At 51.2% G+C, this 20,868-nt stretch carries 18 protein-coding genes; 6 read left to right on the forward strand and 12 right to left on the reverse strand.

All coding sequences use genetic code 11. The features are described 5' to 3' along the window. Window positions 1–83 precede the first annotated feature (83 nt). The 6 genes from FCN15_RS03855 to FCN15_RS03880 form a co-directional block, all read right to left on the reverse strand. Window positions 84–1,196, reverse strand: a complete 1,113-nt coding sequence (locus tag FCN15_RS03855) for a glycosyltransferase (RefSeq protein WP_138493630.1) — start codon at window positions 1,194–1,196, stop codon at window positions 84–86. Between the two features lie 177 nt (window positions 1,197–1,373). Beyond that, window positions 1,374–2,030, reverse strand: coding sequence for a phosphatase PAP2 family protein (locus tag FCN15_RS03860; RefSeq protein ID WP_162515283.1), 657 nt, complete (start codon window positions 2,028–2,030; stop codon window positions 1,374–1,376). A 451-nt stretch (window positions 2,031–2,481) separates the two neighbouring features. Next, a complete protein-coding gene (locus tag FCN15_RS03865) occupies window positions 2,482–3,492 on the reverse strand; it encodes a YsnF/AvaK domain-containing protein (protein WP_138493632.1) in 1,011 nt (336 codons plus the stop codon). Between the two features lie 191 nt (window positions 3,493–3,683). Next, window positions 3,684–4,346 carry a response regulator transcription factor gene (locus FCN15_RS03870; protein ID WP_138493633.1) on the reverse strand — a complete coding sequence of 221 codons (663 nt, stop codon included), beginning with the start codon at window positions 4,344–4,346 and terminating at the stop codon, window positions 3,684–3,686. 40 nt (window positions 4,347–4,386) lie between these two features. After that, window positions 4,387–6,663 (reverse strand): sensor histidine kinase, encoded by a 2,277-nt coding sequence (locus FCN15_RS03875; protein WP_138493634.1) that lies wholly within the window; start codon window positions 6,661–6,663, stop codon window positions 4,387–4,389. A gap of 94 nt (window positions 6,664–6,757) precedes the next feature. Then, window positions 6,758–8,464 carry an ABC transporter substrate-binding protein gene (locus FCN15_RS03880; protein ID WP_138493635.1) on the reverse strand — a complete coding sequence of 569 codons (1,707 nt, stop codon included), beginning with the start codon at window positions 8,462–8,464 and terminating at the stop codon, window positions 6,758–6,760. Between the two features lie 175 nt (window positions 8,465–8,639). Here FCN15_RS03880 and FCN15_RS03885 point away from each other — a divergent pair, with 175 nt between their 5' ends. Further along, a complete protein-coding gene (locus FCN15_RS03885; RefSeq protein ID WP_138493637.1) occupies window positions 8,640–9,500 on the forward strand; it encodes an AraC family transcriptional regulator in 861 nt (286 codons plus the stop codon). 70 nt (window positions 9,501–9,570) lie between these two features. Here the strand turns inward: FCN15_RS03885 and FCN15_RS03890 are convergent, their stop codons facing one another. Then, a complete protein-coding gene (locus FCN15_RS03890) occupies window positions 9,571–11,082 on the reverse strand; it encodes a glycoside hydrolase family 43 protein (protein ID WP_138493638.1) in 1,512 nt (503 codons plus the stop codon). A gap of 256 nt (window positions 11,083–11,338) precedes the next feature. Between FCN15_RS03890 and FCN15_RS03895 the strand changes: the two genes are divergently transcribed. Further along, a complete protein-coding gene (locus FCN15_RS03895) occupies window positions 11,339–12,070 on the forward strand; it encodes an AzlC family ABC transporter permease (RefSeq protein WP_138493639.1) in 732 nt (243 codons plus the stop codon). Further along, entirely contained in the window at window positions 12,061–12,378 is a 318-nt protein-coding gene (locus tag FCN15_RS03900; protein WP_138493641.1) for an AzlD domain-containing protein, read from the forward strand. The genes FCN15_RS03895 and FCN15_RS03900 overlap by 10 nt, the downstream gene beginning before the upstream one ends. 103 nt (window positions 12,379–12,481) lie before the next feature. On the opposite strand, the gene FCN15_RS03905 is transcribed toward FCN15_RS03900, so the two are convergent. The 5 genes from FCN15_RS03905 to FCN15_RS03925 all read right to left on the reverse strand — a co-directional run bounded on the left by FCN15_RS03905 (window position 12,482) and on the right by FCN15_RS03925 (window position 18,233). After that, entirely contained in the window at window positions 12,482–14,593 is a 2,112-nt protein-coding gene (locus tag FCN15_RS03905) for a carbohydrate-binding domain-containing protein (RefSeq protein ID WP_138493642.1), read from the reverse strand. A gap of 24 nt (window positions 14,594–14,617) precedes the next feature. Then, complete coding sequence (locus FCN15_RS03910) at window positions 14,618–15,298, reverse strand: DUF4956 domain-containing protein (protein WP_138493643.1); 681 nt, start codon at window positions 15,296–15,298, stop codon at window positions 14,618–14,620. Next, complete coding sequence (locus FCN15_RS03915) at window positions 15,295–16,035, reverse strand: polyphosphate polymerase domain-containing protein (RefSeq protein ID WP_138493644.1); 741 nt, start codon at window positions 16,033–16,035, stop codon at window positions 15,295–15,297. Before FCN15_RS03915 ends, FCN15_RS03910 begins: the two co-directional genes overlap by 4 nt. A 246-nt stretch (window positions 16,036–16,281) precedes the next feature. Beyond that, on the reverse strand, window positions 16,282–17,556 hold the full coding sequence (locus FCN15_RS03920) for a sensor histidine kinase (protein ID WP_138493645.1): 1,275 nt from the start codon (window positions 17,554–17,556) through the stop codon (window positions 16,282–16,284). Continuing rightward, the gene (locus tag FCN15_RS03925; protein ID WP_138493646.1) at window positions 17,556–18,233 is read right to left on the reverse strand and encodes a response regulator transcription factor; all 678 of its coding nucleotides are present in this window, start codon (window positions 18,231–18,233) and stop codon (window positions 17,556–17,558) included. Before FCN15_RS03925 ends, FCN15_RS03920 begins: the two co-directional genes overlap by 1 nt. A gap of 246 nt (window positions 18,234–18,479) precedes the next feature. Between FCN15_RS03925 and FCN15_RS03930 the strand changes: the two genes are divergently transcribed. The 3 genes from FCN15_RS03930 (at window position 18,480) to FCN15_RS03940 (ending at window position 20,817) form a co-directional block, all read left to right on the forward strand. Continuing rightward, window positions 18,480–19,526 carry a DUF4405 domain-containing protein gene (locus FCN15_RS03930; RefSeq protein ID WP_162515284.1) on the forward strand — a complete coding sequence of 349 codons (1,047 nt, stop codon included), beginning with the start codon at window positions 18,480–18,482 and terminating at the stop codon, window positions 19,524–19,526. Window positions 19,527–19,589: 63 nt separating this feature from the next. Next, window positions 19,590–20,135 carry a hypothetical protein gene (locus FCN15_RS03935; protein WP_138493649.1) on the forward strand — a complete coding sequence of 182 codons (546 nt, stop codon included), beginning with the start codon at window positions 19,590–19,592 and terminating at the stop codon, window positions 20,133–20,135. 1 nt (window position 20,136) lies between these two features. Further along, window positions 20,137–20,817, forward strand: coding sequence for a PspA/IM30 family protein (locus FCN15_RS03940; protein ID WP_138493651.1), 681 nt, complete (start codon window positions 20,137–20,139; stop codon window positions 20,815–20,817). Window positions 20,818–20,868 lie beyond the last annotated feature (51 nt).

Here is a 20,868-nt window from a genome sequence, read left to right on the forward strand (position 1 = left end):
CAATCCCAAAGTCATAATAACATGGAGATTCTCATTTAGCAAGCGCTTTCTTTTTGCTAAAATTTCTTAAAATAGCTCTGCTCTTATAACAGCTCTCTAATCACCCGGTTCATGATCTGCCCCGACCGGTTCCAGGACTGCTTAAGCGCATCCTGCCGGGCCTGCTGGCCTTTGCTCCTGCACAGCCCAGGATTCTCGTAAGCCTTCCTCATCTGCCGCTTCAGGCTGGACAGCTCGGCTTCGGCCCACAGCTGGCCCTTCTCGGCGAACAGCGAACGGAAACTCCGCGCAATCGCATGCGGACTGTTCATACTGATTGCGGGATTACGCAGCTGGTAGCTTACCGGGAAAGAGTTGCGGCTGTTCAAAAAATCCATATGCCCGCCCCAGCCCGTGGCGATCACAGGAATTCCGCTGGCCATAGCCTCCAGGAATGGCAGTCCGACGCCTTCTCCTCTTGTCGGGAGCACAAAGGCATTGCCGAGCGTGTACAACCCTCTCAGCTGGCCGGGCGCAAGAGACCGCCCGATGACCTTGACGGGAGCCGTCTGCCTGCCAAGGCGAAGCCGCTCCTTGTAGTGCCGGATTCTCGCCTTGATCCAGGCCTCTGTTTCATAAGCAGCGTACCCGCTGGTCTTGATCACCAGCATAACGGGATCCGAGGCCGAGAATTCCTCCCAATAGGCGCGCAGCAGCGTCTCCGGATTCTTGCGGTGCTGAAAACCGAAGACAGAGACGAAGACAAACCGGCCCTGAGCCCCAGATATGCGCAGCTTGGGATTGCCCGGGTTGTACTGCCGGGTATCGACACCGTGCGGCACGATGTGCACGGGAACCTTGACACCGCTCCGGCGCAGAGCCTCCTTATTATGGCGGGACGGAACAAATATGGCGTCAAACTTGTTCATATGCGGCTTCCAGCGCATCGGAATCCGGGTCGTTTCCCACACCGTGTTCAGAATCACCCGGTCATAACGGCGTTTCTCGGCGGCAGCATGCACACGATACGGAAGCGTGTGGCAGATCAGCACCTTTTTCGCCGGGCCTTGCGCTTGCCTGTTCACGCCCAGCGAACCGGAACGGACGCTGACCGGAACGCCCTGCCGCCGAAGCGCCCGCACATACGCCCGGCTGGCTATGCCCAGCCCGCTGATTAATCCGAGCGGCCCCCTCCATTCGCACCGATAACTTTTCACTTTCGGATCCTCCCTCAGCAGCGCTGCCTTATAACTGAATCATGCAGATGCTATAGCATATGCAGGCTTTTTCGGAAAGGGAATGAAAAGCAGCAATAATTTCTGCAATAATAAGCCGCGCGGGCAGCCAGTACCTGCCATTCTATCACCTACTGCGCCGAATAGCGGCTGCAGCGTTTATTGACTAGAGGACCACCTCTCCTTCAAGTAGTGCTCGTACCAGCCGATGTTTGCTGTGAGCCATACAGCGCTCATCAAATAACCCCCGATTACGTCACTAGGATAGTGCACGCCAAGATAAATACGGCTGACTCCTATCATTAGAACCATAAATGTTCCCAACAATAGGACAAGCATTCGAGCCCCAAAACGGGGGATATGCCTCCACAGAAAATACACCGTAATCCCATAAAGGGTGAAAGCAGCCATGGAGTGACCACTTGGAAAGCTATACCCGCCGGCTTGAATAATCCGATGTATATCCGGTCTGGTTCTATGGAACATAGATTTAAGCAAAATGTTAAGCAGGCCAGAGCCGCTGATGATCCCGGCTAATAATAGGAGCTCCCGGCGATAACCTATTCGGAACAGAAAGAATGCGAGGACTGCAGCTATAATTACTACAAAGAGCCCGGAGCCTATTGTGGTGAATCCCTTCATGATTATTGTAAGGATATCCGAATTCACGCTTTGTATCCTGCTCATAACGGTAAGGTCAAAGCCGGCGATATGCTGAAATTTAACGGATAATGCTATTCCTATGAAGAAGCTTAAGCAAACAACGGATAATAGCATGGAACGAAATAAAACCTTGCTCATAAAGCTTATTTTCATCAAATTACCTCGTTTTAAATTATTAAATTGGAGGATCCTTTTGAATTGGCCGTTGTACATATTCTAAGTTTGGCTTAGTTAATAATTTTTTAATAAGTGAGGGGTAGAATAAGCATGTTCCCGAGGCATTGAATACACAATTAGATAGAGGGGTAAACATGATTAAATTCAAACTCATATTAGCCGCCTTAACCATGATTGGCGTAATTGGAGCAGGAGTCAGCTCTTATGCTCCAACCCGTGTGGAGAAAGGGACTGTTTCAATTCAGCAAGGAGAATGTTCATTCTAAATTCCACCACCAATTGAGTAATACGATTATGCTATCAAAGAATAATGAAAATTCAGTAAAACTTCCTCAACATAGAGTGAATAGCAAAAAAACGGACAGCGTCTGCTGTCCGTTTATCCATTTTGCTCGCTTCCGCAGCCTATGCTATTTTCATGCGGAACCTATTTCAAATCCTCGTCGCCCTTGACGGTCGGATTGCCGGTCTGCTCCAGACGGGCTTCTTCCTTCTTCAAGGTATCGCTCACATGCTCTGTGTCCTGCACCTGGCGTTTGTGAATCTCCACTTCGCCGGTGACTACTGGACGCTTGCTGACTTCCACCCGTTCCTCCGTAACCGGGATGCGGATGGTCTCATCCTTGCCAATCGGTTCGCCGGTAGCTTCGTCCTGAACCGCCTTCTTCTCGATGACTACTTCCTCACGGGTTACAGGAACATTAATGGACTGCTCCTGCTCGATCACCTCTTTGCGGAGGTTCACCTCGCCAGTGGTTTGGCGTGTCTTGGAAATGTCCAGCTGCTCTTCACGCAGGCGCATCGTCCGGTCCTGGCTTGTCCCATCCGTAATCGTATCCTGCGGACGGTCCATAGTGGCCAGCTCCTGATAGAAGACCGGTTCTCTCGTTTCGCTCTTCCTGATGTCAGCTTCTTCCCGGTTCAGAGTGCCGGTACCCATCGGATAATGGCTCGAATTCATGGAATGATGATCCCGGAACAGCGAGTAAACCTCATTCTTCTGGATTTCATTAGCATCGACCATGACGAGGATGCGGCCGCTCTTCACGTTGGCATTGTACTCCTCGGCTTCGTCCTCCGGAATACCAAGGCCCACCAAACCGCCGACAAGTCCGCCTGTACCTGCTCCAACCGCGGCTCCTGTGAGCGTAGCAGCAATTGGTCCGGCTGCAAGGATTGGACCGATGCCCGGGATTGCCAGCGCGCCCAATCCTGCGAGCAAGCCTGCAATCCCGCCGAGGACACCCCCGGTCGCTGCACCTGTAGCCATGCCTTCCGGCGCCTTCGTGCCTGTTTCTTCATGGATGTCATTCAAGTCGTCTTTGTTCTTTCCGATAACTGAAATATCTTCTGCTCTGTAACCAAGGTTCTTCAAATCCTGAATCGCATTCGTCGCATCTTGTTCGGTAGTAAATACGCCAACTATTTTCTGTGTCATTATCATTACCTCCAGATGTGTTGTTGGGTTCATTTGTTACTTAACCACTACTTCCGCATTCAAACGCCGCTGGTTATATTTTCTATATCCTGTTCAGGTATCCTCCGGCATCCGATTATGATGAGTCTGGGCCATAGACTAGCCAGTATTATGCAGAAAAAAAACGCCGCACAGCTGTGCAGCGCTTTAGCTTAATTTACAAGATCATGAACAGCGAGGAGGCCCATTTCACGGCATTTGCCTACGACCTCCAGCCGGGATTTCACGTTTAATTTGCTGAACAGCTGTGTGAGCTGATACTCGAGCTTTCTTTTGCTGAAAAATAACTGATCGGCTATTTCCCTATTCGTCTTGCCTTCCGCGATCATACGAATGATGTCCAGCTCATCAGGAACGAGCGGATTCGTGCTGCTCTCTGCGGCAGGCTGCGCCATTTCAGCTCCCTGGCCGGCCCTTAATCCGCGAAAGACGGAAAACGGGAGAACAACTTCCCGCCGCAGCGCCGCCCGGATAATTCTGAGCATCTCTTCCTGGGTCGAGGTTTTGGAGATAAAGCCGGCAATGCCTGCCTCGATCAAATGGTTAAGATGCGGGGATAAGTCGTTGCCGGTGTATATCAGAATAATAGAGTCAGGTTTGACCCGGATGATCCCTTTGCTTAACTCGATCCCGTTCATCTCGGGCATAGTCAAGTCAATCAGGATCAGGTCAAAATGGCCGGACCGGACCCTTTCTACCGCTTTGGACGGAGCCTGATGATGAGCTGTGACGCTAATATCCGGCTCCTTCTCAAGCATTACCTTTGTCCCTTCCATGACCGATGGATGATCATCAATGAGCAGAATTTGTACCATAGCCCTTTCCCTGTCCTTTCTCTTCGATGTTGAATGGTTCTCATGCTGCTGACGGAATCCGGATGGTGACTTCAAACCCCTGATTCATTTCTGAATGGATGGTGATTTGTCCCCCCAGGCTGCGGACGCGGTTGCAGATGCCCGATAAGCCGATGCTTTTAAACGAATTCTTAATACGCGCGGTATTTAACCCTTTTCCGTTATCCATATACTTAAACTCAATCGTGTCGCCGTCATTATCCAGCTCAATCTGCACCCTTGAGGCGTTGGAATGCTTGCTCGCATTGGCCAGAAGCTCCTGAACAATACGGTAAATCGAGATCATTTGTTCCTCGGTGAAGGCGATGCTGCCCAAAGGATTATGCTTGAATTCAACCGTATAATCCGCGTATTTCTGCGTGTATTCAAACAGCTGGTTCAGCGATTCGGCAAGCCCGAATTCGAGCAGCAGAGGCGGCCGAAGCTCGTTGCAGGTTAGCCGGATCTGATGAATCACATCCAGCAGGCCCTCTTCAATTTCAAGCAATTCGCTCCTGATCTCCGGAGTTAAAGCCGTGTTCTCCGGCTGTGTCAGCAGGTGAAGCCGCCGGTACCACCGGATCTGTTCCTGCAGGGCGGAATCGTGCAGATCCAGCGAAAGAGCCGCCCTTTCTTTTTCCGACAGTTTAAACAGCAGCCTTAGCAGCCAGACCGAGCCGTGTCCCTGGGAACCGTCCTTTAACTGCTGAATAAGGTCCTCCATCGTTTGAAGATTGTGATACAGAACCGAGGCGTATCTGACTAGGGTTTTTAACCAGGCCTGCATGGGCTTGCTGATGCTGTTATCCGGCGAATTAGGCTTAAAATGCAGGAAGCTCGCATGGGTCTTGCTGCTCCAGAGCTTCATCACATATTGATCGTCCAATAAGTGAAGCTGCCCGATTTCAATGGAGAGCTGCGGAGCCGGGCAGGCATGCTCAAGCTCCATGATCCCGATTTGGCGGACCTTCATCATGGTACTGATTTCGCTGATGAGCCGTTTATCCAATTCTGCTGCCTTCATCACCCGGAACAGTTCACCGGAGAACCGGTCCAGGCTGCGCTGGAGCTCATGGTATAATTGCTGATTCTGTCTCAGCTCCTGCTCCATGTGCTTCTGCTTCGTAACATCCTTGATGATGACGAGCATTTGAATCTGATTATCCTTCTGGAGGGAGATTCCTGTCGCGAGTACATCCAGTATTTTGCCATCTAAGGTAAGTATCTTCTGATCCTCTGCTGCAACACTTGGAAGCTCTGCTGTCTGCGCGCCCATTCTTCTCCGCACGATATTCCGGTAATCCGGATGGACAAAATCAATGCAGGCCTTGCCCAGCAGCTGATCCGGATGGTCCGCTCCAAACAGCTTCATGCCGGATGGATTCACATAGGTGAAGCGGCCTTTTTCAAGAATGGCAATCGGAATAGGCGACAGCTCAACAAGCATCCGGTACCTCTCTTCGCTTTCCTGAAGCCTGCGCTCCGACTCTTTCCGCTGGGTAATCTCTCTGCCGATGATGATAATGTGCTTTACTTCACCATCACGGCTCAAGGCCGGATTTCCCTGGCATTCGATGTATACGATTTTCCCCTGCTGGTCAATATAGCGGAACTCGATTTTCCGGCTCTCTTTGGAGATGGCGATTTGGGAGAACGTGTCAATGACAAACGGTTTATCATCAGGATGGACAAACTCCAGAACAGAACGGCCCTGATAGCGGTGATCGCCCAGAACGGAGCAATGGGAAGGCGAAGCAAACAGCATCCGGCCATCCATTTCGAGAATGCCGATCAGGTCCGTGCAATGATCTGCAATCAGGTCCGCAATCAGCTCCATTCTCTTCCACTTCTCCGGGTTCACAGGGCTGCTCAAGTCCATGGAATTGTCTGCTAACATGAATGCCGGCTCCTGGCGCTTCTCCTGTCTCACTTCAAAGCGGATTACAAAATAATCCTGGCGATCGGCACGTCCTTCCCCGGCCGGCACGGGAATGATTGTGAATTGTCCCCATAACGGACTGCCCTCTTTCGGATAAATCCAGCGCTCTGCGGAAACTTGGCTGCTCTGTCCCTTCAGCATTTGCAGCATCGGGAATTCGCGGCCGCCTCTTTCCAGCTTCAGGTCTGCCCTATTCAGCAGCGTGTATAAATTTGTCTTAAGGAGCTCCTGCTCCGTATATCCAGTTAAAGCACACAGCGAAGAATTAACCCTTATCCAGTTCCCGTTAATGTCAACTACTCCGATCCCGGCTTCTGAACGCTCAAAAGCTTGCAATAAAAGGCTGTCTGTTAAATTCATAGGTGTCTTATCCTTTGGAGTGAAATCTGAGATATCAGTAGTTATATCGACAATTTTCGGCAGAATTGAAGTCGGATTGGCGGAATGCCAAATTTTACTTAACCTCTTTACCGGTAAACAAGGCCACCCTGCTCTTAACCAGCTGCGTATATTCCTGCTCCATCTTCTCAGCTCCCGCTTTGTTCAGCTCGTCTATAAACTGGTCATATTTCTTGTCAAAATCATCCGGATTGGCCAGGATAGCTTCGGGAATCCGTTTGCGGACGATGTCCTGAGTCTTCTGGTAGATGACCTGATAGTCTCCATCCGTAGGCACCTGCATATTATAGAGGGCGCCCCACTCTTTGACCGGGAAGTCTTTTTCACTGGGGAACAAATCCTTCCAGGTGGTGGCATGGTAGGATGCCAAAGCTTCCTTCTCAGCCTTCGAATAGCTGGCGGTAATTTGCTCGGGATAGTTGGTCGTATAATAATTGCCGGTAGAGTCCTTAACGCCGTCCCCATAATGAACGCCAAAGATATTATACAGGCCGATGCCCGTTTCTTTCGTAAAGTTGGCTGCGTCGTTAACCTTTCTGTTCAGCACATCCTCCGGAATAACCCGCTTTCCATTTTCCATTTCGTACTGCCTGCCTTCAATGCCCCAGTTCCGCAGAACCTGGCCTTCATCCGATGACAGCCAGTCGAGGAACTTGATCGCACGGACCGGATCTTTACAGGCTGTTGTGATGCTGATTCCGTAACCGTCCACGCCGAAAGCCTGCATGGCATGATCTTTATACTGCTCACCCATCGTAACCGGAAAATGCCCATACGTATATTCGTCTTTGCCTGCTGCCTTCAGGACATTCTCGGCATCCGCATATTCCCATTCTACTGATGTAAGGCCGAGAACCCGTCCGCTGGCGATCTTCGCTTTGTATTGATCTTCTTTCTGAACGAAAGAATCTTTATCGAGAAGCCCCACGTTATACATATGGTTCAGCCAGCGGAAGTACTCTCTTTCCTCAGTGCGCTTGTAATGAAGCATGGCCTCATAAGTGTCCGGGTTAACGTAATATTCGCCGTCATTTGTGCCATTGGTTGTATTGTTGGCCTGATTCGTGACCGTAATCATAATCTTCCAGTCGTCCGCATTCAAGGTCAGAGGAATGGTAGGCTGACCGTCCGTGGTCGGATGCTTCGCCACATACTGTTTGAGTACGTTTTCAAAATCCTGTACGGTTTTGATCTGCGGATAACCCAGCTCTTTCAGAACCCGAAGCTGAACTTCAAAGCCGCTGTCCGCATCAAAATACTGCTGATCAACGCCCACATTGGTCGGGATGGAGTAGATAGACGGATCATCCAGACTGTACTTCATGCGGTTCATATTATCCTCCATGACCTTCTTGATGTGCGGCGCGTATTTATCAATCAGGTCGGTCAGGTCGATGACAGCCCCGGCATCCACCAGCTTGCCCAGCTCGCCCTTGGCATAGATCAAATCCGGATATTGGCCGCTCGCCGCCATTAAAGCGATTTTGCTCTGGCCGCCGCCGCTTCCAACATCATATTCCGCATTCAGCGTCACCCCCGTCTTGGCGGTTATTTCCTTCCCGATGTCGTCCTGCATATTGTTCCAGTTCGGGCTTGCATCCGCCCCGAAAAAGGAGAAGGTAATCGGGCTCGTGTCCTCCGTATGACTGCTGTCTGCCAAATTCGCAGAAGCACTGCTGTTTGAACTGCTGCAGCCTGCCGTGACCAGGAGCAGGCTGGCCAGCACTGCAGCGCCTACCTTTTTGGCCGTGCGTCTCTTCATATTCCCATTCCTCCCCTTTAAATGTACTGTTAAGCTCTCCTAGCTGCGTTGAATATGTTGGCTGTGTTTTAATTACATTCCAAATTTTAACGCGGCCGGTGTCGGTTAACCTTGATTTTTAAGTCACCTACTAGCATGATATAGACATTACATAGTAAGTTAGGCGGGAGAACGAATGAGCGACGTTTATTTAAGCTGGTTTACAACGGACGAGCATTTTCCTTTCTTTATCCAGTATGGAGGGCATGATGAGGATACGGCCTTCCATAAGCATGTAGATTTTTCCGAGCTTGTTATCGTCCTGAACGGCCATGCTTCCCATATCGTTAATCACGAGGAAGCGTTTATCAAGAAAGGCAATGTGTTTGTTATAAACGGGGATACCCCTCATGCTTATAAAGATCCGTATGATTTCAAAATTTGCAATATCATGTACAAGCCTGAAATGCTTAAATCCGCCGGTCCGGATCTGAAGACGCTGAACGGCTTTCAGGCATTATTTATCTTGGAACCGTTCTACCGGAGCATCAATGTCTATAAGAGCAAACTGAACCTGTCCATTGCGGGCCTGGAATACGTTTCGGCGCTCATTTCGGAAATGGTGGAAGAATATGAGCATAAACAGCACGGCTATCAAACGATGCTCGCCTCTAAATTTATGGAGCTCGTCGTCTATCTGTCCAGACAATATGATCACCAGGAAAAAGGCATCGACAGCAGCCTCATGCACCTGGCTAATGCGATATCCTATATCGAAGATCACTACCTGGAGCAAATTACGCTTGAGGACATTGCCGAGAAATCAGCAATATCCGTACGGCATTTGAACCGCATTTTCCGGGCCTATTACCAGACCACCCCAATCGCCTATTTGCAGCGCCTGCGGCTGGAACGCGCCAGCACCCTTCTTAAACAGACGAATTTGTCTATCACTGAAATCTCTTATGAATGCGGATTCAACGACAGCAATTATCTTACTCGTCTGTTCAAGAAGACCTATGGCATCTCGCCTAAAACCATGCGGAAAAAGTTGTAAGAAGCTAAACAGACCGGTTCTGACGAACCGGCCTGCCTCTCTCCCGTCTTCTTCTATACAACTAACTAAGTCATTGCTCAGCCTCGTAATCAAACCACTCAAACGCCGCGGGAGCAGCTGCGCCTCTTTCGCTGACCGCATACATGGCAATATAGACGCCTGTAAAACCTCCTGTCATCTCTGTTGAAAGAAAATGCGTTTCTCCCGTTCCCGCTAGAGTGGGCCCGGCATCCGCAGTTTGAACGTAGGCCTCGACCTTCTCGGGATAAGCCAGAATCTTGAGCCGTACCTTCCCTTCCGGACAATCCATAATCTCTTCCGTCTTCATGGAGCCTACGGTCCGGCGGAACAGAAGCTTCTTGCAGCCCTGCACTTTTCTCACGGCAAGGTCGTAATGGAATTTTTCATTCTTAAATACGGTTAATCCGGCTTCTTCCTGTTCGCTCAGCGGTTCGTAGTCCAGCTCTGCTTCTATTCTTGCGGCAAAGTGGCAGAGGCGACGGCCCACAAAGGCAGGCGCTTTCGGTTCATCCAGCGTCTCTTCATGTCCGTGCAGCACCAAGCATCCAGGGCGTTCCTCCAATGACCAGCTGCCCGGCTTGGGATTGCGCAGGAAGTTCCAGTCCATCCCCAGCTGAAGGTCATTGAAATCGTCTCTGACCGGTTTCTCAGGCCACAAAATTTCGGGAAGCTCCGGCCCGCCCATATCCGGATCTATATGTGTCTCCCTGCCAATAACCGGCCAGCCCTCAGATGTCCAGGAGACCGGAGAAAGAAAGACTTCCCGGCCCAAATGGTGGCCCATTGGATAGGAGACCGGCCTGATGCCGAGGCACACGGCCCACCAGCTGCCGTCATGCGCTTCTACCAAATCGGCATGGCCGGTAGCCTGAATACTGCTTCTCATGCTCCGGTTTGAGAGAATGGGATTATCCGGATTGGCTTCAAATGGACCATAAGGGCTGGAACTGCGCGCAATGGTCTCCATGTGCCCATACTCGGTTCCGCCTTCGGCAATCATCAAATAGTACAGCCCGTTGATTTTATATAAATGCGGAGCTTCCGGATAGGCGCCGCCCGTCCCTTTCCAGAGCAGGCGGCTGTCCGTCAGCCTTGTGCCAGTCTGAATATCGATCTCACACTGATAAATGCCGTCCCCTTCATCTCCGGTTCGAGAGGACTGAAAATAGACCTTACCGTCGTCATCAAACAAAAGGGATGGATCGATGCCATCCTGATCAACCGGGAACGGTTCAGACCACGCCCCAGCCGGGTTCTGCGTTCTAACGAAGAAGTTCCCAGCTCCGCCCAAATTTGTTGTCACCATATAAAACCATCCGTCATGGTAGCGGAGAGTCGGGGCGAAGATCCCCCCGGAGCTCCAGGCATTGCCGAGCGGAAGCTGCTCCCGGGTCGTCAGGCAGTGCCCGATTTGACGCCAGTGCACAAGATCTCTGCTATGAAATACAGGGACGCCGGGAAAATATTCAAACGTACTTGTCACTAAATAATAATCCTCGTCTACCCTGCAAATGCTCGGATCAGGATAGAAACCTGGTATAACGGGGTTGGTAATCCGCATATCAACTGCACTCCTGTCTGATTCGCTGCTAGCGTTCTCTTATCAAATTGTATGCTTTCGGCAGATGCAGAAACCTTCATTTTTAAGTCACCCGTCTAGCATTATTTAGCCATTCTTGAGCGGGCAGCCAGGCTCACGCAGACTAATCAACCGGCTCAAAACGCTGGCTTCCTCAATAAGTTACGGTGTATGATAGATTTTAAAATATCTTCTTCCCTTAAGAAGAATGAAAGCAGAGAGAAGGTAAGTCAGCATTATGGGAGAGAAAATATGGGAAGGCACCAAAGAAAGCGAGTGGACAGAAGACAGCTTCCTGCAGGGAGTCAAGAGCTGTATTCCTACTCTGCTGGGGTATTTAAGCATCGGCCTTGCTGCAGGTGTGGTTGAGAAAACAGCCGGGCTCACCATTCCGGAGATTCTGCTGATGTCGGTGCTGATCTATGCCGGATCCGCACAATTTATTGCTGCCGGCATGCTGGCGGCCGCAAGTTCCCCCGCCGCAATTGTGTTCACCATCTTCTTTGTCAATCTCCGCCATCTGCTGCTCAGCGCAGCTCTGTCGCCCTATTTCCGTCATCTTACGCCTGTCAAGAATATGCTGATCGGCATGCTGCTCACAGATGAGACCTTCGGCGTCGCCATCCAGCAGGCAGCCCGAAAGAAGCAGCTGTCCGAAAAATGGATGCAGGGCCTCAATATTACCGCCTACATAAACTGGATTGCCGCCAACGCTGCCGGCGCTTATTTCGGCAAATGGATTGCAGATCCTGAACAATACGGACTTGATTTTGCCCTGCCCGCCATGTTCATCGGGCTCCTCGTGCTGCAGCTGTTAAGCCGGGGAAAGGCAGCAGCGGATCTCGCAGTCGCCTTATGCTCCATCGGACTTGTAATCGGGCTTAGTTACGTCACTTCCGGCAGCTTCAGCGTCATATTGGCGACCGTAATTGCCTCAACTCTCGGAATGGCGGTGAAGAAATGGAAATAAATCAGGATGTTCTGCTGATGATTATCGGTGCCTCGATCGTTACCCTGATCCCAAGAATTGTTCCGCTTATGCTTCTCAGCCGGATCCAGATTCCGGAATGGGGCATGCGCTGGTTAAACTTCGTGCCCATCGCGGTGATGTCTGCCCTGGTAGGGCAAGAGCTGTTTATCTCTGACGGGAAGCTGTCGTTTGACCCCGAGATGCTGGCTGCCCTGCCGGCTCTGGCCACAGCGTTCTGGACAAGAAGTTTACTCGGAACTGTTATTGTTGGAATCCTATCCATGATGGTGCTGCGGTATTTATTTTGAATGATGTAGTGATAGAAAAAAGCCCAAAGCAGAGATTCTGCTTTGGGCTTTGCTTTTTGCTAAGGGCTCCATTTAAGCTCTAATTTCCATTTCGCCGTCAGGATCAGCCGTTTACTTCAGTGCCAGTGCCAGTGCCTGTACCAGTGCCCGCTGGGTCCTGACCGTCCTGGGTGCCTGGCATTCCGTGCCGTCCGCCGCCTTGGCCGCCTCCGCCAAATGAGCTTGGCTGTGTCGTTACGCCGGATTCATTCACATAAGTGACTTTATCTCCCATGGCGAACGTTACGACTTTGGTGCTGCCGCTTGTCGAACCGTCTTTGTAGAGACCGTCTGCCGCCGTTCCGGTGGAAGTGCCGCCGGTAGAGATCGTGTAATTCTCTCCGGACTTCAGATCAGGCGAAGAGATGACGATGCTGCTGAACGTTTTGGACGGTGCGAAGGCTGCCACCGTTTTGCCGGTGCTGTCTGTCAATGTAACCAGGGTGCCTGCTTCCAGGGTATCCGGGAAGGTCATCTGGATGGCAAGCTGCGTAGAATCCTCAGACGGCGCTTGTGCCATGCCGGAGCTGCCGGCTGCGATCAGCGTACCGCCGGACTGCTCGAATGTGCCGTTATAATCGAGCGGGCCGTTGCCGGAATCGGTTGGGCCGTTCACAATAGCCGTACCGCCTGTCATGGTCATCGAGCCGTTTGAATCCAGGCCGTCACCCTGCGCATCGACTACAAGATATCCGCCGCTGATTGCCAGTGTTCCGTCGGTTGTGCCGAAGGCGTCGCCTCCGCCGCCAGGTGCGGCTGCAGAGGAATTATCGTTGCCGCCGCCAACGTTTACGCCGTCATCTGTTGTCGTTACATGAATCGTGCCGCCCGAAATTTGAATATCCGAGCCCTCAATGCCTTCATAACTCTTGACCACATCAATCGTACCGTTAGAGATGGACAGTCCGTTGTCGGCATGCACGCCATCATCACCTGATGACAGGGTGAATTGTCCGCCCATAATCGCCGCGTCTGCGCTGCTGTGAAGGGCGTCATCAGCTGCGTCAATCGTAAATTTACCGTCCATAATCGCGATATCTCCAGCCGCTTTCAGGGCTTTAGCACTTGTAGACTCCGTCTCTTCTGTGGAGCTGGTCGAGCTGGACGAACTGGACGCCGAGCTGTCTGCCGATGAGGCAGCCGCTGCTGTATCACTGGACTGGCTTGGAGCGGTACCGTCCGACGGGGCTTGGCCTCTGAATCCGCCCATCTTCTGATCTTCATGCGTCTTGGTTGAGTTCGCGCTGCCGCCGCCTGTAACGATGTCATAGGTGCCGCCTGCAATATACAGGGAAGAAGCTGCCTGAATGCCGTCATTGACTGACGTGATATCAAAAGTTCCGCCTGCAATGGCTACATATCCTTTGTCGTCTTCGCTGTCATTGGTGGACTTCATACCGTCGCCTCCGGCATCCACGGTGATCGTTCCTTCTTTAACGGCTACCAGATCACGGCCAATAATGCCGTCGTCGGCTGCTTTGACGTTGATCGTGCCGCTCATGATCTTCAGGTCGTCTTTGCTCGTAATACCATCTTTGGCATTGCCTTCTACATTAAGGGAGCCTGTACCGTTAATGGTCAGATCGCTCTTGCTGTAGAATGCCGCGGTAGGCGCTTCTTCTGAGGTATCTGAATAAGTCGCTCCGTCCGCCAGCGTGTTATCTGTTCCTTCCTGCAGTGTTACGATCGTTTTATCGGACTGCTGGATATAGAAAGCAGGACCGCTTGCATTGGTGATTTTGGCACCATTCAGCACAATATGCACTTCCGCATCTTCCGGCGCATTCACGACGAGCTGGCCGTTTGTCAGCGTTCCGCTGACCACATAGGTCCCGGCTGCAGTGATTGTAACGACACCGCCGCTGGCTGATGCGCCTGAGCCTGTTACAGTGGCGCTAGTTGAATTAAGCGTGATGGCCGTTGAGCTGCCTGCATCCCAGGTCGTCAAGCTGTCATTATCGTCAAATCCGGTCTGCTTGGAGATGTCCACACTTGCCAGCTTCACGGCTGCCGCCGAAGCGGCGCCGCTTGAGCTGACTGCTGCAGCTGTCTGCGAGCTGTTTGCAGAGGTGCTCGCAGAGCTGGAAGAGCTGGTGGAATTGGCGCTGCATCCTGCAGCCAGCAAAGCGCTGATCATCATGATTCCGGCTACTTTAGACTTCTTAAATCGTTTCATATTTATCAACCTCTCTTGTATGAATTAGTATTCCTGACCCGAAGGGTTCATCGTTAAAGTGATATCGAGATTACCGTTCCGTGTACGCACGGCATCAAGCAGTTCTTTCTGGTTGGTGCCTGCAGGAAGCTTCACGGCATAGACGACTTCGTACAAGCTGCCGAGTTCGGTTGTCCGCACCTTTTTGAGCTCGTAGTTGATGTTGAACTTTTCAAAAATTTCTGCAAAAGCTTCTTCGTATCCGAGATTCTCGGGAATAGTGACCTTCAGCTGTCTGAGCGAATCCTTACGGGCGCCAAATTTCAAGGCCTTCAAGACAAACATCAGACCGCAGAGCAGCAGTGTGAACAGTACAGCATAACCATAAGCACCTACTCCGCAGGAAAGGCCGGCCGCCATGGAGAACAGGACATACGAGATATCCTTGGAATCGCCGGGGGCACTGCGGAACCGGATGATCGAGAAGGCTCCGGCAAGGCTGAAGGCGCGGGCGACGTTGCTGCCAATCAGGAGAATAATGACGGCTACAATGGTTGGCAGCACCATCATGGTCAGCGCAAAGCTCTGCGTGTAAGTATTCTGCGTCTTCATATATGTCAAACTGATTACGGCACCGACCAGAAGTGCAGCTACAAAGGTCAGCAGCGCCTGGGATAAAGTTAAGTCAGCATTAGCTGCATAAGAGTTAAAAATAGAATCGATCATACGAGAATTCTCTCCCTTTCTGTATTCGCATAACGAATGGATTTTTTGTATTCATTTCCGTATTTGGAGAAGCCCGTCCGGTACATCTGATGCTCGGACAGCAGCTTGGACAGCCAGACCGGAATGGTCTTCTCTGCCTTTACTTCCATGAGCCATTGACCCTGCTCCATCAGCTGCTCGCCGTAATCGCCGGCCTCCAGCTTGAGATCGTACCGCCGTGACCGGATGTTGGTATCAAAGGTGATCCGGAGGTCACGATTGCCTCTGCAGAACATGGCGATCCGGTCATATGCCAGATAGACCATCGGCTTAAGCTCGTACCGTGACAGAAAATATTCAATCTCCTGAATGACCTGCTGGTTCATGCCCTCCCTGTAGACGGGCGGCTGTCCGGTCCGGACAAATTCATACGCTTCCTGAAGCTTCAAAGAAGTGCGCCGTTTGTTCACCAGGCCGAATACTTTCTTCTTTAGCTCGAGGTATACTTTCGCGTCCGGTGCAGGTACACCGTAGGCCCGCAGCCGCAGCTTTTCCTTATACTTCGGTTTTGAAAGACTGCTGCGGATCAGTGTGTGCTGGTCTGTGTCATAGTACAAATTGCTGATGGCGTAAAACTTGTTGTCCTTGTTGTTGGCGTCCAGCTCCATATATTCCATCAGACGGCTGTAAATACCGTTGAAGGCTTGGGTATCCATCAAGTATTTGTTCTCATACCGGTTAAATACTTCAATTGCCATTTTAAATCTCTCCTTCCCCGGCGGCTTGCGTTCCGCTCTTCATGTTTCTATCTTATAGGGCGAACCTTTAATGAAACTTAAACAATTAAAATCATGTAAAATTCGTGTTAAAATTTCTGCACTTTTGTAAAAACCCCAAAAAAACAGCGGCTGTCTGGACCTCTTTCGTCCAAGACTGCCGCTGCTTCTTCTCCCGGGCAAATGCCCTTCCGTTTCCGAATTCAAATAGACTTAAAGGACTTAAGGTTAACCGAGCTGCACATAAAAGGTTGTCGTCTCATTAGGCACGCTTCTCGCGTAAATCTTCCCTTTGTGCTGCTCTACAATGGATCTGGCAATGGCCAGGCCAAGGCCGTAGCCGCCCTTCTGGCGGGAACGGGAAGCATCGACACGGTAGAAGCGGTCGAAGATCTTATCCAGATGATCGGCCGGAATCCCCGGTCCGGTATTGCTGACCGACAGCAGGATATGCCCTTTCTGTCTTTCCAAGGCAATGTTAATCGAGCCTTTCGGATTCGAATATTTGGCCGCGTTATCCAGCAGAATCATGACCACCTGCTTCATTTGCTCACTGCTGCCTGTGACTGACAAACCGGGCTCTATTCTGTAATCCATGACCAGATCCTTCTCGAAAATAACGGCTTCCATCGTCAAGATTACACTTTCCACGGCTTCACTCAGGTTAAAAGGAACCTGAATGGTCCGTTCGCGTGCATCATCCATCTCGGTGAGATAGAGCAGGTCGTTCGTGAGCGTCTTCATGCGCTCGGTCTCCGATTTGATATGGTGCACCCACTTGGCCTGTTCGTTGACGGTATCTTCGCCATTGGCCAGCAGCACATCGGCGTTCGTGTTAATGACCGCAAGCGGTGTCTTCAACTCGTGCGAGGCATCGCCGATAAACCGCTTCTGCTTCTCAAATGCCTCTTTGACCGGCTTAATCGACCGGTTAGCAAAATACCGGCTCACCACATAGATGACGCCCAGCATCACAAGGGCGACGGCTGAGAAGGTGTAGATCAGATTAGTCAAAATCTTCTGCTGTGAGCTTACCTCCATAAAGGTGATCGAATACCCGCTCGGGGTGGTTAAAACACTGTATGCCCAGCGGGTGCCGCTGATTGTGATCTTGGCGAACTCAGCGGGGTTCGAAGAGGCTTTGCTGACGGCTGTCGTGTAGAAGTCGCTGTCAATGTCATAGCGGGAATTAGTAGATGTAATATTCCACTGTTCGTCGGTCTCAAGCTCGAAGTAGACCGACCGGATGCGGATGTCATCGTTCTCGTTCATTCCCGGGTGCAGATGACCTGACCCTGAGCCTGAGCCTGCCCCCATCCCCATTTGGTCCATGCTGCCGCCATCCTTCCTCGTCATCTCAGCGGCTTGACGGAGCTGTCCCTGCATGTCACTCTGGACATTTTGATAAGTGATCGTATAAATGGTTGCGAAGGCAACCAGCATGATTACAGATATGATGATCATATTCATCAGCAGGAACCGATTGCGCAGTTTGTTAAACATCAGGAAGCCGCCTCCAGTACATATCCGACGCCCCGGATGGTGTTAATCTTCACGGAGGACTGCAGGAAGGTCAGTTTCTTTCTCAGAAAAGAGATATAGACCTCCACGTTGTTATGCTCCGCGTCCGAATCAAATCCCCACAGCTTCTCAATGATCTGCTCCTTGGAGGTCACAGCCTGCTTTCTGCTGATCAGCAGCTCCAGGAGCTCGCTTTCCTTCAGAATCAGCTTCAGCTCCTTGCCCTTGCAGGTGAGCTTGAGATGAGCCGTGTTCAGCTCAATATCCCCAATGCGGAGGGCGTCCTCTGGTACGACCTCGCCCTTCCGGCGCAGGGCGGCCCGGATGCGGGCAAGCAGTTCTCCCGTTGAGAACGGCTTGGCGACATAGTCATCCGCGCCATAATCCAGGCCGGCGATCCGGTCGGGCACTTCCCCTTTGGCCGTGAGCATGATGACCGGGGTGGCAAGGCCTTCGGCCCGGATTCTTTTTAATATAGAGATGCCGTCCATGCCGGGGAGCATGATGTCAAGCAGCAGCAGATCATAAATATCGCTCAGCGCATTGTCCAGCCCCTCTTCCCCGTCGTTAACGACATCAACCGAATAATTCTGCTTCTTTAATATTTGAGAGAGCGCCTCCGCCAAATTCTCCTCATCTTCTACAATTAATATTCTCATTACTAGCAGCCCCTTTAATTGTCATGTCTTGATGTTAGGTCCAAAACCTTTAATCTACCTTAATTAAATGAAACCAATTTTCTGATATCACTTTCTTCCATTATAGCGGTTCACGGCGCTCAGGCCAGCCTCTTCTTTTTTGCCAATAGTTCAAACAGAGACCAAGCATTTAAGCTTCATTAAAGGTTCCCGCTATAAGCTATAGACATGAAGAGGACGGACAATACATTCGGGTACCTCAAAATCATGAAGGACGGAGACGAAGGAATGAAGAAGAAAATCCCTTATGTAAAACTTACGCTGGACATTCTGATGGGAATCACGTTTGCGCTGCTCTATAACAAGAACGTACTGGGCGGGCTGGCTTTCCACGAGATTGCGGGGGCAGCGATCGGAGCTGCTTTCATCACCCATATTCTGCTGAATTTCAAATTCGTGCAGAAAGTGACTGTCCGCTTGTTTGACAAGGCGCTTCCGGCCAGAACCCGTTTCAGCTATCTGCTGAGCTTCCTGCTCCTCTTGTCGATGGGGCTTGTGATCTTCAGCGGTCTGGTCATCTCGAGAGTCCTGCTGCCAAACTTCCAGCTCGGTAATGAGAACTGGTTCAAAATGGCGCACATGGGCTCTGCCTATCTGGGACTGGCCCTGATCGGTGTTCATATCGGGCTGCACTGGCATTGGGTCATTAAAATGTTCCAGAAGATTCTGCACCTTAAAGTCTCCAAGCGGCTGTCCCGAGTTCTGATGACCGGCGCTGCCGTAATTGTGCTCGGCTTCGGGGTTTACCAGTTCTATACCACGAGTTACTGGTCCAAGCTTCAGATGGTTCAGTCCATGTTCACCTCTACGGCAGGAGCCTCCGGCAAAGGCGGCTTTGAGCATGGAGGCGGATTTGACCGCGGAGGCGCAGCGCCAACAGATACAGGCTCAGCTTCGGCCGATACAGGCTCTTCCTCAACCGCAGATACGGCAGGTGCTTCCGGCACAACCGCTGCTGCTGCGCAGGCAAACGGAGCTTCTGCAGACAGCAGCGGCACCGTGCAGGCGGCTTCCGGAGATCAGAGTTCAAGCTTCAAGGATGGAGACTCTTTCGATTCGGATGAAGGCGGAATGCGCGGACAATTCGGCGGTGAGGGTGTTAAAGGCCGGGAATCGGGAAGTTCCAGCTGGTATCAGGTTCTCCTGACCTATTTTGGAATCATGGCTGTCTTTGCCGGCATCACCTACTATCTGGATAAATGGATCACTTCCCGCAAGAAGCGGGTACGCAAAACCGTTCAGCAGTCTGCATAATGCCGCTGATAAATTCAAGTAATAAATTAAGGGGCGAAAGCCCCTTGAAAGGAGGTGAAACAAATGAAACGAACCAACGACAAAAGCTTTAAAGGCCTTCTCATCGGATTAGCTGCTGCTGTGGTGATTATTGTCCTCGGATGTATGTTCTGGGGTAACTCACAGTCCATGCACCATGTATCCCAGCCTGTACAGAACGGTTTCGGGAAACACGGATTTGCCCAGCGCGGTTTCTTTGGACAAGGGTCCATGATGATGATGGACGGCCGCAGCAGTCTTCAGTCGGAAGCTTCCAGCAGCAATTGGGCGTTGGTATTGATTAAGATTGCATTTATACTTACCGGCCTGATCTTGTGGAGCTGTGCCAAGAAGACTTTAAAATGGTTCGGAGCAGCCGTGTTTGTGATCGGTTTGTTTACGCTGATGCCGTTCTGGCTCGCTGCTGCTGCAACTGCTTTGATTGCATATATTCTATATCGGATTTATCGAAACAACCAGGTTCTGCCTGTTCAAATCGAATCCGTCTCCCGGGTTGACCGCATGCCGATTGGCAGCGAAGCCGACCTGCTGGACGAATGGGAAAGAAGTATAACAAAGGAGGATAAATAATATGGGAATCTTTAGTCGTGTTAAAAATATTGCCGTCGCCGATATCAACAATCTGCTCGATAAGGTGGAAGACCCGATCAGCATGCTGAAACAGTATATCCGCGAGCTGGAAGACCAGATGGATGAAGCCCGCCAGGCGCTTTCGCATCAGCTGTTTGTCGAACGCAAATATGAAGCGCTTGTCAGCGACACCAAAGCTGTGATCAGCAAACGCGCCCGTCAAGCCGAGCTTGCCGTTGAACGGGGCGAGGAGCAGATCGCGCAGATGGCTTTGCGGGACAAGCTCCTTCATGAGAGCAAGCTCCAGAATTACCTGAACCAGCAGCACGAAGTCAAACGCCAGACCGCAAATCTGATGGAGGATATCCGCCATTTGAAAGAAGTCTATGAGGAATTGAAGGTCCGCAAGGATTATCTGATCTCCCGGCTCAATGCGGCACAAGCTCAAAGTGAAATCCACTCCACTCTGAGATCCTTCAACCCGGATCAGATCAGCCGCGGCTTTGCAAGAATCGAGGAGAAGGTTTGGCAGCTGGAAGCAAACGCCGGCGCAGGAAACGCAGTGAACCGGATTTATAACGTTCCTGCGTCCTATGGACAAGCCGATATGCTTCAGGCTCAGGTTCTGGAAGAGCTTGAGAAGCTGAAGGAGCAAAGAAAAGATAAAGTTCAAACGGTTTAACCGGGACGTTCGAGACGAAAGGTCGGGCTCGGCGGACAGAAATAAGGACAG

This window comes from Paenibacillus pinistramenti (assembly GCF_005869875.1).
GTDB lineage: Bacteria > Bacillota > Bacilli > Paenibacillales > Paenibacillaceae > Fontibacillus > Fontibacillus pinistramenti.

Coding starts and splice junctions, on each gene's coding strand:
- FCN15_RS03940 (WP_138493651.1), top strand. CDS start 20,137: ATGGGAATCTTTAGTCGTGTTAAAAATATTGCCGTCGCCGATATCAAC.
- FCN15_RS03870 (WP_138493633.1), bottom strand. CDS start 4,346: ATGGTACAAATTCTGCTCATTGATGATCATCCATCGGTCATGGAAGGG.
- FCN15_RS03860 (WP_162515283.1), bottom strand. CDS start 2,030: ATGAAAATAAGCTTTATGAGCAAGGTTTTATTTCGTTCCATGCTATTA.
- FCN15_RS03865 (WP_138493632.1), bottom strand. CDS start 3,492: ATGACACAGAAAATAGTTGGCGTATTTACTACCGAACAAGATGCGACG.
- FCN15_RS03910 (WP_138493643.1), bottom strand. CDS start 15,298: ATGATCGATTCTATTTTTAACTCTTATGCAGCTAATGCTGACTTAACT.
- FCN15_RS03930 (WP_162515284.1), top strand. CDS start 18,480: ATGAAGGACGGAGACGAAGGAATGAAGAAGAAAATCCCTTATGTAAAA.
- FCN15_RS03890 (WP_138493638.1), bottom strand. CDS start 11,082: ATGCGGATTACCAACCCCGTTATACCAGGTTTCTATCCTGATCCGAGC.
- FCN15_RS03895 (WP_138493639.1), top strand. CDS start 11,339: ATGGGAGAGAAAATATGGGAAGGCACCAAAGAAAGCGAGTGGACAGAA.
- FCN15_RS03920 (WP_138493645.1), bottom strand. CDS start 17,556: ATGTTTAACAAACTGCGCAATCGGTTCCTGCTGATGAATATGATCATC.
- FCN15_RS03880 (WP_138493635.1), bottom strand. CDS start 8,464: ATGAAGAGACGCACGGCCAAAAAGGTAGGCGCTGCAGTGCTGGCCAGC.
- FCN15_RS03900 (WP_138493641.1), top strand. CDS start 12,061: ATGGAAATAAATCAGGATGTTCTGCTGATGATTATCGGTGCCTCGATC.
- FCN15_RS03925 (WP_138493646.1), bottom strand. CDS start 18,233: ATGAGAATATTAATTGTAGAAGATGAGGAGAATTTGGCGGAGGCGCTC.
- FCN15_RS03935 (WP_138493649.1), top strand. CDS start 19,590: ATGAAACGAACCAACGACAAAAGCTTTAAAGGCCTTCTCATCGGATTA.
- FCN15_RS03875 (WP_138493634.1), bottom strand. CDS start 6,663: ATGAATTTAACAGACAGCCTTTTATTGCAAGCTTTTGAGCGTTCAGAA.
- FCN15_RS03915 (WP_138493644.1), bottom strand. CDS start 16,035: ATGGCAATTGAAGTATTTAACCGGTATGAGAACAAATACTTGATGGAT.
- FCN15_RS03905 (WP_138493642.1), bottom strand. CDS start 14,593: ATGAAACGATTTAAGAAGTCTAAAGTAGCCGGAATCATGATGATCAGC.
- FCN15_RS03885 (WP_138493637.1), top strand. CDS start 8,640: ATGAGCGACGTTTATTTAAGCTGGTTTACAACGGACGAGCATTTTCCT.